The following is a 14,705-nucleotide window of genomic DNA, read 5'->3' as shown; positions in this document are numbered from 1 at the left end:
CCGGAGTATATCCGGGTACGAAAAAGCCTTATACGTCCAAATCCTCGGCGAATCGTGCGTTTTCCTGAATGTACTGAAACCGCATCTCCGGTTTTTTACCCATGAGCCGTTCCACGAGGTTGGCCGTGTCGCCTTCCTCCTCATTGATGCGGACACGGATCAGCATCCGCGTGTCCGGATTCATGGTGGTTTCCTTGAGCTGTGCGGGCATCATCTCACCCAGACCCTTAAAGCGGGAAACGTCGATTTTGCCCCGGCCTCCGAGGCCTTTCTCCATCAGTTCGACCTTTTCCTCATCTGTCTGGACATAGACGGATTTCGCACCCTGAGTGAGGCGGTAGAGCGGGGGGGCCGCGAGATAAAGATGACCACTGTCAATAAGTTCGCGCATTTGGGTAAAGAAGAAGGTCATCAGCAGGGCCGCAATATGGGCGCCATCCACATCCGCGTCGGTCATGATGATGATTTTTTCGTAGCGCAAATCATCGACGTTGAACCGTGATCCCGGCTGTACGCCCATGGCCTGGCAAAGGTCCGCAAGTTCCTGGTTTTGCATCATTTTGGATGATGCGGCGCCGAGAACATTCAGGATTTTCCCGCGCAGGGGCAGGACCGCCTGGGTTTTCCGGTTGCGGGCCTGTTTGGCCGAGCCGCCCGCGCTGTCACCCTCGACGAGGAACAGTTCGGATCCGTCGCGGCTGGCACCGGAACAGTCGGCAAGTTTGCCCGGCAGGCGCAGCTTTTTGACCGCCGTCTTGCGCTGGGTTTCCTTCTCCGCACGACGTTTGAGGCGTTCGTCGGATTTCAGCACCAGGTAGTCGAGTATTGCGCCGGCTGTTTTGGTGTCGTTGGCAAGCCAGTTGTCGAAGCGGTCGCGGACCGCACCCTCAACGAATTTAGCGGCCTCCTGGGTGGCGAGTCGGTCCTTTGTCTGGCCCACGAATTCCGGTTCGCGGATGAACACCGAGATCATGGCGCAACCGGCCGACGTCAGGTCTTCACGGGTGATCTGGCTGGCCTTGCGGATGTTCGACAACTCGCCGTAGGCCTTGATGCCTTTGAGTAGTGCCGACCAGAAGCCCGTCTCGTGCGTTCCTCCTTCCGGCGTAGGTACGGTGTTACAGTAGGATGAGACAAAAGGATCTCTTTGCGGCGTCCAGTTTATGGCCCATTCAACCGACCCAACCGTGTCCGCACCAAAGCGGTCAGCGAACGAGATTTTGCCCGAGAACGGTGCGTCGGAATAGGTCTGTGCGCCCTGGAGCCGTTCAGCGAGATAATCGGCAAGGCCATTCGGGAAATGGAATACAGCGTTTTCCGGTGTGTCGTCTTTCTCGGTCAGGCAGGCCGCAGCACATTTCCAGCGGATTTCGACCCCAGAGAAAAGATAGGCTTTCGACCGTACCATTTTCAGTAGACGCTTGGGTTTGAAGCGGGCCGAGGCGCCAAAGATTTCGGCGTCGGGATGGAACGTGACCGTCGTGCCTCGGCGGTTTGGCGCGGCACCTGCTGGCTCTACCGGGCCAAGGCGGATGCCACGGGAAAATTCCTGACGGTAAAGTTGACGGTCCCGCGCCACCTCGACGCTGACATGGTCGGAGAGCGCGTTGACCACAGAGATACCAACGCCGTGGAGACCGCCCGATGTCTGGTAGGCTTTGCCGGAGAATTTGCCGCCCGCATGCAGAGTACACATGATGACCTCGAGCGCGGAGCGGTCAGGGAATTTTGGATGGGGGTCTATGGGGATGCCGCGACCGTTGTCACGAATGGTTACGGAGTAGTCGGCGTGAAGTTCGACTTCAATGCGGTTGGCATGTCCGGCAACGGCCTCGTCCATCGAGTTGTCGAGAACCTCGGCAACCAGGTGGTGGAGCGCGCGTTCATCCGTGCCGCCGATATACATGCCCGGGCGTTTTCGAACCGGTTCCAGTCCTTCCAGCACCTCAATGGCGGAGGCGTCATAGGCTTTGGATGCCGCGTCGCCGCTGAAAAGATCGGATGCCTGTGCCATTCTGGCCTCATTGCTTGTTGTTGGTGGGGAGGCTTTACGCTGGACTATATCTTGTAATATTGCCGTCGCAAAGGGGCATATCGGGTGGCATTTTAACTATTTTCAACCACAGATTGTGTTTTGGGTCTCATGCGTGCCAGCGTGGACGCCAAAAATTTCGAAAACGCCTTCTGCTTCCTCCCCCCAAAAAGGAAAACGGACGCGGATTTCTCCGCGCCCGTTCCCCAGGTTTCGACTTTGATCGCTTAAAGCGAGTAGTACATCAGATACTCGACCGGATGCGGAGTGTGCTCGAACTGGTGCACTTCTTCCATTTTCAGGGTAATGTAGCCCTCAATCTGTTCCTTGGTGAACACGTCACCGGCCAGAAGGAAGTCGTGGTCTTCAGCCAGAGCGTCCAGAGCTTCGCGCAGCGAGCCACAGACTGTCGGGATTTCGGCCAGTTCCTCGGGCGGAAGATCGTAGAGGTCCTTGTCGGATGCCTCGCCCGGGTCGATCTTGTTCTTGATGCCGTCAAGTCCGGCCATCAGCAGCGCCGCGAAGCAGAGGTAGGGGTTCGCGGTCGGGTCCGGGAAGCGGGCCTCAACGCGTTTTGCTTTGGGGCTTTCGGTCCACGGAATACGGACACAGCCGGAGCGGTTGGACGCGGAATAGGCACGCAGAACGGGAGCCTCAAAGCCCGGGATCAGACGCTTGTAGCTGTTGGTCGTTGGGTTGGTGAAGGCGTTAAGCGTTTTTGCGTGCTTCAGAATGCCGCCGATGAAGTAGAGGGCTTCCTGGGAGAGGTCGGCATATTTGTCGCCAGCAAAGAGCGGCTTGCCGTCTTTCCAGATCGACATGTTGACGTGCATGCCCGAGCCGTTGTCGCCCGCGTAGGGCTTCGGCATGAAGGTTGCGGACTTGCCGTAGGCATGCGCAACGTTCTGAACCACGTACTTGTATTTCAGTACATTGTCGGCCTGAGCGGTCAGGGTTCCGAAAATCAGACCCAGCTCGTGCTGCGCGGACGCAACCTCGTGGTGGTGCTTGTCTACCTTGAGGCCCATGCGTTTCATGGTGGAGAGCATTTCGGAGCGGATGTCCTGGGAGCTGTCCACGGGCGGTACGGGGAAGTAACCGCCCTTGACGCCGGGACGGTGACCCATGTTGCCCATCTCGTAGGAGGTGTCGGTGCTCCAGGAGGCGTCGACCGCGTCGATTTCGTAGGCGACCTTGTTCATGGAGTTGGAGACGCGCACGTCGTCGAACAGGAAGAACTCGGCTTCCGGGCCGAAGTAGCTGACGTCACCGATGCCGCTGGACACGAGGTAGGCTTCGGCTTTTTCGGCCGTGCCGCGCGGGTCGCGGGAGTAGGGCTCGCCGGTGTCGGGCTCAACCACGGAGCAGTGAATGCACATGGTTTTTTCGGCATAGAACGGGTCGATGTAGACGGACGACGCGTCTGGCATCAGTTTCATGTCGGACTGGTCGATGGATTTCCATCCGGCGATGGAGGAACCGTCGAACATGAAACCTTCCTCAAGGAAGTCCTCGTCCACGAGGTCGGACATGATTGTCACGTGCTGAAGCTTACCGCGCGGGTCGGTAAACCGCAGGTCGACGTAATCAATATCGTCTTCCTTTATCGCCTTGAGGACGGAGTCTGTATCGCTCATCGTTTTTCCCTAACTTGACTTGCTATCTGTTGTTTCGATTTTTTTCGCCGTTGGCCGACGCGGGACATTTATGCTGTCCGAAGGTGACGCCCGGTCAGAGCGCCTCTTCGCCGTCCTCGCCCGTACGGATCCGGATGGCCTGTTCGATGGGGGAGACAAAGATTTTTCCGTCTCCGATTTTGCCGGTTTTGGCAGCGGAGACGATGGCCTCCACGGCGCCCTCAACCAGATCGTCGGGCAGAACCACCTCGATTTTTACTTTTGGAAGAAAATCCACCACGTATTCGGCACCACGATACAGTTCCGTGTGGCCCTTCTGGCGTCCGAACCCCTTGGCCTCGACAACGCTCAGGCCCTGGATGCCGACATCCTGGAGTGCTTCCTTCACCTCATCAAGTTTGAACGGCTTGATTATGGCTTCGATTTTTTTCACGCCCCGAGTCCCCTGTTTGTGAATCAGCGACAGTCCGCTTTGAATTCCGGCTCACCAAACAATTATATTAGGCAGGTTCAATGAAACCGGCTCCCAAATTGGCCAGATACGTGGCGGAATCACCGCGTACTGCCTAAAAATTGCACATTATGCGCAAAAAATGTGCGAAATTTCAGGCCTGGCGGGGCTTCGCTTAACAATTTTTCGCTCGCACGGGTCAGAGGTCTCTGTTAGAGAGCGCACCGATCAGGCCTGCGGTGTTTGCCGCAGGTTTAGCGGGCGTGGCGGAATTGGTAGACGCACCAGATTTAGGTTCTGGCGCCGAGAGGCGTGGGGGTTCAAGTCCCTCCGCCCGCACCAGAGAAAAAAGCAAGGAAGTAATCAGATGCAGGTCACCGAGACCCTGAATGAAGGTTTGAAACGGGGTTACAGCATTACCGTTCCCGCGACCGACCTGGAAGCCAAGGTTGATGCGAAACTGGAAGAGGCTCGCAAGGATTTTCAGATGAAGGGTTTTCGCAAGGGGAAAACCCCTCCGGCCCTGATGAAGAAAATGTTCGGCAAGTCGGTGCTCGGTGAGGCCATGCAGGAAGCCATCGACGATGCGATGAAATCGCACTTCGACAGCTCCGGCGACCGTCCGGCAATGCAGCCTGAAGTTAAAATGACCAATGATGACTGGCAGGAAGGCCAGGACATTGAGGTGTCCATGTCCTACGAGGCTCTGCCCGAGATCCCCGAGGTCGACCTTGCGTCCATCCAGCTCGAGCGGCTGGTGGTTGAGCCCGACGATGCCGCCGTGACCGAGGCGCTGGAAAACCTCGCGTCCTCCGCGACCAATTACGAGGCCCGCGACAAGGGCGCCGCTGCCGAGGATGGCGACCAGATCGTCATGGACTTCAAGGGCTCCATCGACGGTGAGGAGTTCGAGGGTGGATCCGCTGAGGACTTCCCGCTGGTCCTGGGGTCAGGCAACTTCATTCCCGGTTTCGAGGAGCAGCTTGTCGGCGCGAAAGCCGGTGACGAGAAAAACGTCGAGGTTTCCTTCCCGGAGAATTACGGCGCCGCGCACCTGGCCGGTAAGGCCGCCGTGTTTGCCTGCACCGTCAAGGAAGTCAAAGCTCCGGTTCCGGCTGAGGTGAATGACGATCTCGCCAAGAAATACGGCGCTGACGATCTTGAGGCCCTGAAAGGTCAGATCCGCGAGCGCCTGGTCGCGGAATACGCTCAGGCCGGTCGTGCGGTGCTCAAGCGCCGTCTGATGGATGCTTTGGATGAGGTTGTGAACTTCGACCTGCCGCCGACCCTCGTGGATGTCGAAGCCAAACAGGTTGCGCATCAGCTGTGGCACGACGAGAACCCCGATGTTCAGGGACATGACCACCCGGAAATCGAGCCAACCGACGAGCACAAAACCCTCGCCAGCCGTCGTGTGCGCCTGGGTCTTCTTCTGGCCGAACTTGGCTCCAAGAGCAACATCGAGGTCTCCGAGCAGGAAATGCAGCAGGCCATGTTCGCGCAGGCCCGCCAGTACCCGGGTCAGGAGCGTGAGTTCTTCGAATTCATGCAGAAAAACCCGCAGGCGCAGCAGCAGCTTCGCGCTCCGATCTTCGAGGACAAGGTTGTTGACTACGTTGTCGAACTGGCGACCGTTACCGACCGCTCCGTCACCAAGGATGAGCTTCAGAAGGAAATTGAGGCTCTGGACGATGACGGCAAGCCGGTGGAGGCCGCGGCCGACTGATCACGGCTGAACCGTACAGGTTTTTCAGGGGTGCCCCGCTTTCATGGCCGGGCACCCCTTTTTTTGTGCGGTGACAGGGATTAGGTGCCCATTCCGGAGGTTGGCTTCATACAATTTTAATTAATTGTGGTTCAATCTTTCACAATCAAAACACCGGTGGGAGGGACGGATATCCAACATTGAAGCTGTTACCGGTCCGGATGGACTTGCGCAGCTTCCCTGTGATCTTTATCCCTCGATCAACCGCAAAGCGAAATCAGATACCGCCATCGAAAGGCAGATTTTTCCATGATAGACCCCGTCGAAACCTACATGAACCTTGTGCCGATGGTTGTTGAACAGACCGCTCGCGGGGAACGGTCCTACGACATTTTCTCGCGGCTTTTGAAAGAGCGGATCATTTTCGTATCGGGCCCCGTGCAGGACAGCATGTCGACGCTGATCGTGGCGCAGCTTCTGTTCCTTGAGGCCGAGAACCCGAAGAAGGAAATCTCGATGTACATCAACAGCCCTGGTGGCGTGGTGACGTCGGGTCTGTCGATCTACGATACGATGCAATACATCCGCCCGGCGGTGTCCACGCTTTGCGTGGGGCAGGCGGCGTCCATGGGATCGCTGCTTCTCACGGCCGGTCACAAGGATATGCGTTTCTCGCTGCCCAATTCGCGGATCATGGTCCACCAGCCCTCTGGTGGCTACCAGGGTCAGGCGACGGACATCATGATCCACGCACGCGAGACACAGGCTCTGAAGGACCGTCTGAACCAGATTTATGTGGAGCACACGGGACAGAAATTTGAGGATGTCGAGGCCGCGCTGGAGCGTGACCGTTTCATGACCGCCGACGATGCGAAGGACTGGGGCCTGATTGACGAAATCGTGAATCGTCGCGAGGAGACGGAAACCAAGGAATAAAATGTGCTTGTGGCATTTACCTACTGGTATGGTTAGGCCTTGTAATTGGTGTGTTGGGCTGTTCCAATGTGACGACTATGTTGCAACAGTCCCGACACGAGGGACCCTGCTAATGAATGATTGGCGCAAGCCGGAGAACGGACATGAGTAAAAACAGCGGCGGTGATGCCAAAAATACCCTTTACTGTTCCTTCTGTGGTAAGAGCCAGCATGAGGTTCGCAAACTGATTGCTGGTCCAACGGTTTTCATCTGCGACGAGTGTGTTGAGCTTTGCATGGACATCATCCGGGAGGAGACCAAGAGCAATCTGGTCAAATCCACCGATGGCGTGCCGTCACCGCTCGAGATCTGTAAGGTGCTGGACGATTATGTGATTGGTCAGGAGGTCGCGAAACGCGTTCTGTCCGTGGCCGTGCACAATCACTACAAGCGTCTCAACCACGCCGGCAAGAACGGCGACGTCGAGCTGCAGAAATCCAACATCATGCTGATCGGACCCACGGGGTGTGGTAAGACGCTTCTCGCGCAGACATTGGCCCGTATCCTGGACGTACCGTTCACCATGGCGGATGCCACCACACTGACCGAGGCGGGGTATGTGGGTGAGGATGTCGAGAACATCATCCTCAAACTGCTTCAGTCGGCCGAATACAATGTTGAGCGTGCACAGCGCGGCATCGTCTATATCGACGAGGTCGACAAGATCAGCCGCAAATCCGACAATCCGTCCATCACGCGGGACGTGTCGGGTGAGGGCGTTCAGCAGGCGCTTCTGAAGATCATGGAAGGCACAGTCGCGTCCGTACCACCCCAGGGTGGCCGCAAGCATCCGCAGCAGGAGTTCCTGCAGGTGGACACCACCAACATTCTGTTTGTCTGTGGTGGGGCTTTTGCCGGACTGGACAAGATTATCGCGCAGCGTGGTCGCGGATCGGCCATGGGCTTTGGCGCGGATGTTCAGGACACGGACGAGCGCCGGGTTGGTGACCTGTTCGCGGAACTTGAGCCTGAGGATCTTCTGAAATTCGGTCTGATCCCGGAGTTTGTCGGTCGTCTGCCGGTTCTCGCAACGCTGAACGATCTGGATGAGGATGCACTCGTCACGATCCTGAGTGAGCCGAAAAACGCTCTGGTGAAGCAGTACCAGCGCCTCTTCGAGATGGAGGACGTGCAGCTGACCTTCACTGAGGATGCGCTCCGGGCCATCGCGCGCCGAGCCATTGAGCGTAAAACCGGTGCCCGTGGTCTGCGGTCGATCCTCGAGGAAGTGCTGCTCGATACCATGTTTGACCTCCCGTCGATGCAGGGTGTTGAGGAGGTCGTCGTCAATGACGAGACCATTACGCGCAAGGGTGATCCGCTTCTGATCTATGCTGACCGTAAGGAAGATTCCGCCTCCGCATCCTGATTTTTCTGGTTGCGGCCGGTGGAATGGTCCATAAGCCTGTGAGGAATTGCCGGGAGTTTCAGCGATGAGTTTACTGTCACAAATCTTCACCTGGTGGAACGGTCAGACCCTTGGCACACGGTTCTTCACGTGGCGTCGCGGCGAAAAGGTTGGCGAGGATGCCGAGGGTAACGTCTACTACCAGAGCAGCGATGGCGCGAAGCGCTGGGTAATTTACAACGGTTATTGTGAAGCAAGCCGGGTGTCGCCCGAGTGGCACGGCTGGCTTCACCACACCTGGCAGGAACCACCCACGGAACGTCCACTCACCCGGAAGCCGTGGGAAAAACCGCATAAGGAAAACCATACCGGCAGTGCCGAGGCTTATCGGCCCGCAGGCAGTATCCTGTCACCGGCCCCTGCGGTGGTCCGTAACGATTACGAGGCCTGGTCTCCCGAATAGGACGGGTAAGAAATGCCCAACAATGTGACGGAAACAATTCTTGGGGCCGTGGTTCTGGCAGCCGCAGCCGGTTTTGTTGTTTATGCAGGTAAGGTCACCGGCAACGAGGTGGGCACTGGTACCTATTCTCTGTCAGCCGAGTTTCGCAGCGTTCAGGGTGTGTCGGTCGGCACGGATGTACGCATGGCCGGGATCAAGGTGGGCTCGGTTGCCGGGCTGGAACTCGACTTTGACAGTTACTTCGCCGTTGCCGATCTGAATATCCGATCGGAACTGCTGGTGCCCGAAGACTCGGACGTTAAAATTGCTTCCGAGGGACTGTTGGGTGGATCGTTTGTTGAGATTACGCCGGGTGCTTCGGAGTTCATGCTTGATGATGGTGATGAAATCCTCAACACGCAGAGCTCGGTCGATCTTATCAACCTCCTGATGCGGTTTGGTACGGGCGAATGAAACGGGCGATCCTCGCAGCATTGGTCTTAGGCATGCTGGGGGTTCCCGCCATGTCGGTGTCCAAAGTGATCGAAGTTTCGCCAAACCGGGATGTCGCGGAAACCGACGGGGTGCATTTGCGCGGTTTGGATACGCTGAATGGGACGGCGATGGATCTGTATGCTCCGGTTGGCGAGACCATCCGATACGGACATCTGATCATCACGGCGGACAGTTGCCGGATCAAATCGGCCACTGCGGTCGGGGATGACCATGCTTTCCTTCGGATCGGTGATGTGCGTGAAGAGGGGTTGCGGTTTTCCGGCTGGATGTTCGCGTCCTCACCGGCGCTCTCGGCCCTCGATCATCCGCGCTATGACGTCTGGGTTGTCAACTGTAACAGAACCTGACGGGGCGTATCGGCCGGAAGACGGTCAAACTCGGCAGGGGTCTGCAGTGCATTGGCCAGTTTTCGGTGATAGTCTTCCCGTGAGATTTCTATCGCACCCATGGTGATGAGATGGGGCGTAACGAACTGGGTGTCGAGCAACCGGTATCCACCGGCTCGTAATCGCGCAACCAGAGCTACAAGAGCATATTTTGAGGCGCTGGGGATCCGGCTAAACATGCTTTCCCCGAAGAACGCACCGGCGATTGACACTCCATAAACCCCACCGACCAACTGGCCATCCTGAAAAATTTCGACGGAATGGGCGTATCCGAGTTTGTGCAACTCACCGTAGAGATCGTAAATCTCCGCGTTGATCCAGGTTTCCGGACGGTCCGCGCAACCGGCGACCACGTCTGAAAAGCAGGTATCTGTCCGCACCCCGAACTCACGTTTGATGAAGTCGCGGGCAAGACTGCGTGATACGTGCAAACCGTCGAGGGGAATGATGCCGCGCTCGGTCGGATTGATCCAGAATATCTCGTCGGAGTTCCGGTCGTCGGCCATGGGAAATATCCCCATGGCGTAGGCGCGCAGAAGATCCAGCGGTCTCAGGCGCGCCTCTTTGTTGCTGTCAGGTCCTGACAAACCGTTCAGGTGTTCTTATCAAGCCATTTTTCCAGCCAGTGGATATTGTAGTCACCACGCTGGATATCCGGCTCTTCCAGAAGCGCATGGAACAGCGGCGTTGTCGTTTCAATCCCGTCCACGATCAGTTCCGACAGAGCCCGGTCCAGCCGTGCAATCGCCATGTTTCGGTCCTTGCCATGGACGATCAGCTTACCAATCAGACTGTCGTAATGCGGCGGAATCGAATAGCCGTCATAAAGTGCGCTGTCCATTCGCACACCCAGACCCCCGGGAGCATAGTAGGTGTTTACCTTACCCGGAGACGGTTGGAAATTCGGCAGCTTCTCTGCGTTGATCCGGCATTCGATCGCGTGACCGTTGGGAACCAGGTCCTCCTGGGTAACGGTCATTGGAAGCCCCGCGGCGACACGAAGCTGCTCCATAACCAGGTCGACGCCATAGACCGCCTCGGTGACGGGATGCTCAACCTGCAGACGGGTGTTCATTTCGATGAAATAGAACTCACCGTCCTCATAGAGGAACTCGATCGTGCCCGCTCCGGAATAGCCTATCCGGGCCACGGCATCGGCACAGATCTGACCGATGCGGGCGCGGGTCTCATGGTCCATCGCGGGTGAGGGGGCCTCTTCCAGAACCTTCTGGTGGCGGCGCTGCAGCGAGCAGTCGCGCTCACCGAAATGCACGGCGTTGCCCTTGCCATCACCGAACACCTGAATCTCGATATGGCGTGGCTTTTGCAGATACCGCTCGAGATAGACCTCGTCGTTGCCGAATGCAGCCTTCGATTCTGAACGTGCCGTCTGAAAAGCGGTCTCCAGATCCTCGCGGGTTTTGGCGAGTTTCATGCCGCGACCGCCACCACCGGCGGTGGCCTTTACGATCAGTGGGAAACCGATCTCGTCACCGATGCGAATGGCGTCCTCAAGCGTCGGCACGCCGCCATCGGACCCGGGCACGCAGGGCACACCAAGGTTTTTCATGGTGTCCTTGGCCGTGATCTTGTCACCCATCAACTGGATATGTTCGGCGCTCGGACCGATGAAGGTGATGTCGTGATCCTCGACAACCTGCACGAAACGCGCGTTCTCAGAGAGAAAGCCGTAGCCGGGATGGATCGCTTCCGCCCCTGAAATTTCGCAGGCCGAGATTATGTTGGGGATCGAGAGATAGCTGTTGGTGGCCGATGCCGGACCAACACAGATGCTCTCATCGGCCATGCGCACATGCATCGCGTCCACATCCGCGGTGGAATGGATTGCCACCGTTTTGATGCCCATTTCCCGGCAGGCCCGGTGAATCCTGAGTGCGATCTCACCCCGGTTGGCAATTAGAACCTTGTTGAACATTGGAGACTCCTGCCGCCCGGGCGTCATTCAAGGATGATCAGGGGAGCACCAAACTCGACCGGCGATCCGTCATCCACAAGGATGCGCTTGACTCGTCCGGAGCGCGGCGCCGGAACCTGGTTCATTGTTTTCATGGCCTCGATGATCAGGATGGTTTGACCCTCGGACACCGTGTCGCCGGTTTTGATGAAGGGTGCGGCGCCTGGCTCTGCCTGGAAATACACCGTTCCCACCATGGGTGAGGCCACGACACCTGGATCCTCGGACGGATCGGCGGCTGCCTCTTCTTCTGCGGGTTTTGCCGGAGCAGGAGATGAAGCTGCGGGAGCGCTGGAGCGGACCTCCACAGGCGCGGAATAGGTGGCCTGTGCGGCGGGAGCCGGAATTTTGCGTGCCACGGTGACAGAGAGCGAGTCGTCTTCCCCATACTCGCGGTTGACCTTGATTTCAGTAAGGTCGCTGCCGTTCAGTATTTCTGCCAGCGATCTGATGAACTCGACATCCGACTCCTGCGGTCTCTTGCTCATGACGTGCCCTGTCCCTCTTTTTCGGTACGGTGTTTGACCGTTTCCGCAATGTGTTCGATGCCCTTGTAACGCGTTAGGAAGGGCAACAAAATGCTAAAATGCGCATGCCCGCCGCGTAGGTCGCGGTTCGGCGGGGCTGGTTTAAAGGCCGCACGTGACCCGGTTTACCTGTTGCGGGCAGGCCGTCTGCGCAGCATGTCCATCAAATCCTCGGCCCTGCGCCAGCCAGGCGATCCCATGGGCAGAAGGTCCGACGCCCGTGCGGCATTGCGGATCGCATCGGGGTATTTTCCGGCCAGCAGGAACCTCTCTGCGGTTGCCAGTGCCGCCGCGCCGTCATTGCCCAGGCGGCCCTCTGCCATTGCCAGATCACGAAGCGCCCCGGCATTGGCCCTGTCGTACCGGACCGACTGGGCCAGCACCTCCCGGGCCTCGCGCGTCGCTTCCGGTGTGTTCTGATTGAGCAGGGCACGGCCGAGCCCCGCGAGCACCAGCGGCTCGCGCGGCGCAAAATCCAGTGCCACGTGGTAGGCTTCAGCAGCTGCGGTAGCCTGGCCGGTCTCGAGAAGGAACTGGCCCTTCATCTCGTTGTAGTAGGGGTCGTTCGGCCGGATCTCGAGAAGCGCCTCAAGCGTCGTCCGGGTCTGCTCCACGTTCGGGAAACGGTGCCAGGCAACTGCACGGGCGAGCAGATTGGTTTCCTCGCCATTGTCGGGATATTGGTCAAGCGTGCGTCGCGGGGTCTGAAGGAAGCCCTTCAGTTTCACGACCATACGCCCGTGCCAGTATGCCAGTTGGGGATCGAGCGGCTTGCCTTTTGGCAGCTGTTCAATGCGCTCCTTCATCAGGGCAAGCCGTTCGGTGGAAAGCGGATGTGTCTGGGCATAGGGGTCCAGGCCCAGGGTGCGCTGGAAATTCTGGCCGCGAAAAATGTCGAGAACCTCAAGAAAAGCGCTGGGGTCGCCACCTGCTATTGCCAGATAACGCAGCCCGGCCTGATCGGCGCTGGCTTCCTCCGCGCGGCTGTGCGCGAGGGCGGTGCGTTGCGCCACATTATTGGTGCCTGCGGCAATGGCCATGCCGGCTTCCGGGTTTCCGGACAAAATGGCCGCCATGGACCCGGCCATGCCGATGGCCGCCACACCCCGCAGACCGCCGAGTGCGCTGTCGCGTCGTGTCAGGTGTCCTCCGGCGATATGGCCGACCTCGTGAGCCACGACCGCGCGCAACTGGTCGACGGTCCTGACCCGCATCAGCAGACCGGTATGGAGAAATATGTTTTGCCCCCCGGCGACGAAGGCATTCATGCTGTCGTCCTGGATTATATATATTTTGACCGTTAGCGGAGACAGGCCCGCCGCACGAATGACGGGCGCGGTAATCTTCTCCAGCGTGCTTTCAATCTCGGCGTCACGGATCAGCGTCAGCGCGTCGGCCCTCGCCACAGTCAACGCGAGCGTCACAAGGATCAAAATCAGTGTGGCGAAGCGGCGGATTTTGCTGATCTCCGGGCTTGTGGTCAGGATCAAAACCGTGCCCAAAAGGAGCCGGTAAACTGCGGGCAACGTTAGGAGATGAGTGGTGCGGGTTTCAAGACGGGGAGACGTTGATCCCTTCATCGTGATGGATTTCATGGAGGCCGCCCGCAGGGAGGAGGCCCAGGGCAAAAAGATCATTCATATGGAGGTGGGACAGCCCGGCACGCCGGCGCCGAGGCGCGCAATCGACACGCTTGCGCGGCAGATGTCGTCCGGTCCACTCGGCTATACGGTGGCCCTCGGTCTTCCGGAACTGCGCAAACGGATCGCGGGCCTTTATCAGGCCTGGTACGGACTATCCCTCGACCCCGCGCGGGTTGTGGTGACGTCCGGGTCATCGGCCGGGTTCATTCTTGCCTTTACGAGCCTTTTCGATGCCGGGGACCGTGTGGCTATCGGGGAACCCGGCTATCCAAGTTACCGCAATATTCTGCATGCGCTGGACCTTCAGCCGGTCGGTATTCAGACCTCCGTCGAAAACCGGTTCCAACCGGTCGCCGGGGAACTGACGGATGACATGCAGGGCATTCTGGTGGCGAGCCCGGCCAATCCAACGGGAACGATGCTCGACCGTACGGCGCTGGCTGGCTTGATTGAGGCCTCCAAGGCGCGTGGCATGGCCTTCATTTCGGACGAGATTTATCACGGGATTCAGTACGGGAAACGGGCCGTGAGTGCGCTGGAAATCCAGGATGATGTCTACGTCATCAACTCTTTTTCCAAGTACTTTTCCATGACCGGCTGGCGTATTGGCTGGATGGTTGTGCCTGAGGACCATGTGCGCCGGATCGAGCGCATTGCCCAAAACATGTTCATCTGTCCGCCCCATGCCAGCCAGGTGGCCGCGCTTGCCGCTTTGGATGCGACGGACGAGCTTGAGCAAAATGTGGAGGTGTATGCCCGCAACCGCGAAACCCTGCTAGCTGAACTGCCGGGAGCGGGTTTTGACCGTCTGGCACCGCCCGATGGGGCATTTTACCTTTACGCGGACGTGTCGGATCACACCGACAACGCGGAGGTGTTTGCGCGGGCGATGCTGCGGGAGGCTGGTGTGGCCGTGGCACCAGGCGTGGATTTCGATCCGCACCGCGGGCATCAGACCATCCGGCTGTCCTATGCCGGCAGTCACGCCGACATGATTGAAGCCGTTAAGAGAATTGGTAACTGGTTGAAAGGTTGAGGGGCGATACCCCTCAACCCATTCATATCGG

At 58.3% G+C, this 14,705-nt stretch carries 14 protein-coding genes and 1 tRNA gene; 8 read left to right on the top strand and 7 right to left on the bottom strand.

The features are described from left to right. Window positions 1–28 precede the first annotated feature (28 nt). The 3 genes from parE to ACP15P_RS00695 form a co-directional block, all read right to left on the bottom strand. Window positions 29–2,014 (bottom strand): DNA topoisomerase IV subunit B, encoded by a 1,986-nt coding sequence (gene parE / locus ACP15P_RS00705; protein ID WP_424926568.1) that lies wholly within the window; start codon window positions 2,012–2,014, stop codon window positions 29–31. A gap of 245 nt (window positions 2,015–2,259) precedes the next feature. Then, on the bottom strand, window positions 2,260–3,669 hold the full coding sequence (gene glnA, locus ACP15P_RS00700; protein WP_424926567.1) for a type I glutamate--ammonia ligase: 1,410 nt from the start codon (window positions 3,667–3,669) through the stop codon (window positions 2,260–2,262). Between the two features lie 94 nt (window positions 3,670–3,763). Next, entirely contained in the window at window positions 3,764–4,102 is a 339-nt protein-coding gene (locus ACP15P_RS00695) for a P-II family nitrogen regulator (RefSeq protein WP_424926566.1), read from the bottom strand. Between the two features lie 275 nt (window positions 4,103–4,377). Between ACP15P_RS00695 and ACP15P_RS00690 the strand changes: the two genes are divergently transcribed. The 7 genes from ACP15P_RS00690 (at window position 4,378) to ACP15P_RS00660 (ending at window position 9,454) form a co-directional block, all read left to right on the top strand. After that, window positions 4,378–4,462, top strand: a tRNA-Leu gene (locus ACP15P_RS00690). Between the two features lie 25 nt (window positions 4,463–4,487). Continuing rightward, window positions 4,488–5,846, top strand: coding sequence for a trigger factor (tig, locus tag ACP15P_RS00685; RefSeq protein ID WP_424926565.1), 1,359 nt, complete (start codon window positions 4,488–4,490; stop codon window positions 5,844–5,846). A gap of 288 nt (window positions 5,847–6,134) precedes the next feature. Continuing rightward, on the top strand, window positions 6,135–6,761 hold the full coding sequence (locus ACP15P_RS00680) for an ATP-dependent Clp protease proteolytic subunit (protein ID WP_424926564.1): 627 nt from the start codon (window positions 6,135–6,137) through the stop codon (window positions 6,759–6,761). 143 nt (window positions 6,762–6,904) lie between these two features. After that, complete coding sequence (gene clpX / locus ACP15P_RS00675) at window positions 6,905–8,170, top strand: ATP-dependent Clp protease ATP-binding subunit ClpX (RefSeq protein WP_424926563.1); 1,266 nt, start codon at window positions 6,905–6,907, stop codon at window positions 8,168–8,170. A 64-nt stretch (window positions 8,171–8,234) separates the two neighbouring features. Continuing rightward, a complete protein-coding gene (locus ACP15P_RS00670; RefSeq protein ID WP_424926562.1) occupies window positions 8,235–8,612 on the top strand; it encodes an NADH:ubiquinone oxidoreductase subunit NDUFA12 in 378 nt (125 codons plus the stop codon). A 12-nt stretch (window positions 8,613–8,624) separates the two neighbouring features. Then, the gene (mlaD, locus tag ACP15P_RS00665; RefSeq protein ID WP_424926561.1) at window positions 8,625–9,065 is read left to right on the top strand and encodes an outer membrane lipid asymmetry maintenance protein MlaD; all 441 of its coding nucleotides are present in this window, start codon (window positions 8,625–8,627) and stop codon (window positions 9,063–9,065) included. Then, window positions 9,062–9,454 carry a DUF2155 domain-containing protein gene (locus tag ACP15P_RS00660; protein ID WP_424926560.1) on the top strand — a complete coding sequence of 131 codons (393 nt, stop codon included), beginning with the start codon at window positions 9,062–9,064 and terminating at the stop codon, window positions 9,452–9,454. The genes mlaD and ACP15P_RS00660 overlap by 4 nt, the downstream gene beginning before the upstream one ends. Here the strand turns inward: ACP15P_RS00660 and aat are convergent. The 4 genes from aat to ACP15P_RS00640 all read right to left on the bottom strand — a co-directional run bounded on the left by aat (window position 9,418) and on the right by ACP15P_RS00640 (window position 13,485). Next, window positions 9,418–10,047 (bottom strand): leucyl/phenylalanyl-tRNA--protein transferase, encoded by a 630-nt coding sequence (gene aat / locus ACP15P_RS00655; RefSeq protein WP_424927281.1) that lies wholly within the window; start codon window positions 10,045–10,047, stop codon window positions 9,418–9,420. The two genes, ACP15P_RS00660 and aat, sit on opposite strands and share 37 nt — an antisense overlap. 38 nt (window positions 10,048–10,085) lie before the next feature. Further along, window positions 10,086–11,429, bottom strand: coding sequence for an acetyl-CoA carboxylase biotin carboxylase subunit (accC, locus tag ACP15P_RS00650; protein ID WP_424926559.1), 1,344 nt, complete (start codon window positions 11,427–11,429; stop codon window positions 10,086–10,088). Window positions 11,430–11,452: 23 nt separating this feature from the next. Continuing rightward, window positions 11,453–11,956, bottom strand: coding sequence for an acetyl-CoA carboxylase biotin carboxyl carrier protein (gene accB, locus ACP15P_RS00645; RefSeq protein WP_424926558.1), 504 nt, complete (start codon window positions 11,954–11,956; stop codon window positions 11,453–11,455). A 164-nt stretch (window positions 11,957–12,120) separates the two neighbouring features. Next, window positions 12,121–13,485 carry a M48 family metalloprotease gene (locus ACP15P_RS00640; RefSeq protein ID WP_424926557.1) on the bottom strand — a complete coding sequence of 455 codons (1,365 nt, stop codon included), beginning with the start codon at window positions 13,483–13,485 and terminating at the stop codon, window positions 12,121–12,123. Window positions 13,486–13,537: 52 nt separating this feature from the next. Between ACP15P_RS00640 and ACP15P_RS00635 the strand changes: the two genes are divergently transcribed. Further along, window positions 13,538–14,674, top strand: a complete 1,137-nt coding sequence (locus ACP15P_RS00635; protein WP_424926556.1) for a pyridoxal phosphate-dependent aminotransferase — start codon at window positions 13,538–13,540, stop codon at window positions 14,672–14,674. Window positions 14,675–14,705 lie beyond the last annotated feature (31 nt).

Source organism: Amaricoccus tamworthensis (assembly GCF_049800875.1).
GTDB lineage: Bacteria > Pseudomonadota > Alphaproteobacteria > Rhodobacterales > Rhodobacteraceae > Amaricoccus > Amaricoccus tamworthensis.
The sequence above is the reverse complement of the archived record's forward strand: the minus strand, read 5'-3'. Positions and strand labels throughout refer to the sequence as shown.

What these genes read in the sequence shown, in the direction of transcription:
- parE (WP_424926568.1), bottom strand. Translation starts at nt 2,014, where the DNA reads ATGGCACAGGCATCCGATCTTTTCAGCGGCGACGCGGCATCCAAAGCC.
- glnA (WP_424926567.1), bottom strand. Translation starts at nt 3,669, where the DNA reads ATGAGCGATACAGACTCCGTCCTCAAGGCGATAAAGGAAGACGATATT.
- tig (WP_424926565.1), top strand. Translation starts at nt 4,488, where the DNA reads ATGCAGGTCACCGAGACCCTGAATGAAGGTTTGAAACGGGGTTACAGC.
- ACP15P_RS00680 (WP_424926564.1), top strand. Translation starts at nt 6,135, where the DNA reads ATGATAGACCCCGTCGAAACCTACATGAACCTTGTGCCGATGGTTGTT.
- clpX (WP_424926563.1), top strand. Translation starts at nt 6,905, where the DNA reads ATGAGTAAAAACAGCGGCGGTGATGCCAAAAATACCCTTTACTGTTCC.
- ACP15P_RS00670 (WP_424926562.1), top strand. Translation starts at nt 8,235, where the DNA reads ATGAGTTTACTGTCACAAATCTTCACCTGGTGGAACGGTCAGACCCTT.
- mlaD (WP_424926561.1), top strand. Translation starts at nt 8,625, where the DNA reads ATGCCCAACAATGTGACGGAAACAATTCTTGGGGCCGTGGTTCTGGCA.
- ACP15P_RS00660 (WP_424926560.1), top strand. Translation starts at nt 9,062, where the DNA reads ATGAAACGGGCGATCCTCGCAGCATTGGTCTTAGGCATGCTGGGGGTT.
- accC (WP_424926559.1), bottom strand. Translation starts at nt 11,429, where the DNA reads ATGTTCAACAAGGTTCTAATTGCCAACCGGGGTGAGATCGCACTCAGG.
- accB (WP_424926558.1), bottom strand. Translation starts at nt 11,956, where the DNA reads ATGAGCAAGAGACCGCAGGAGTCGGATGTCGAGTTCATCAGATCGCTG.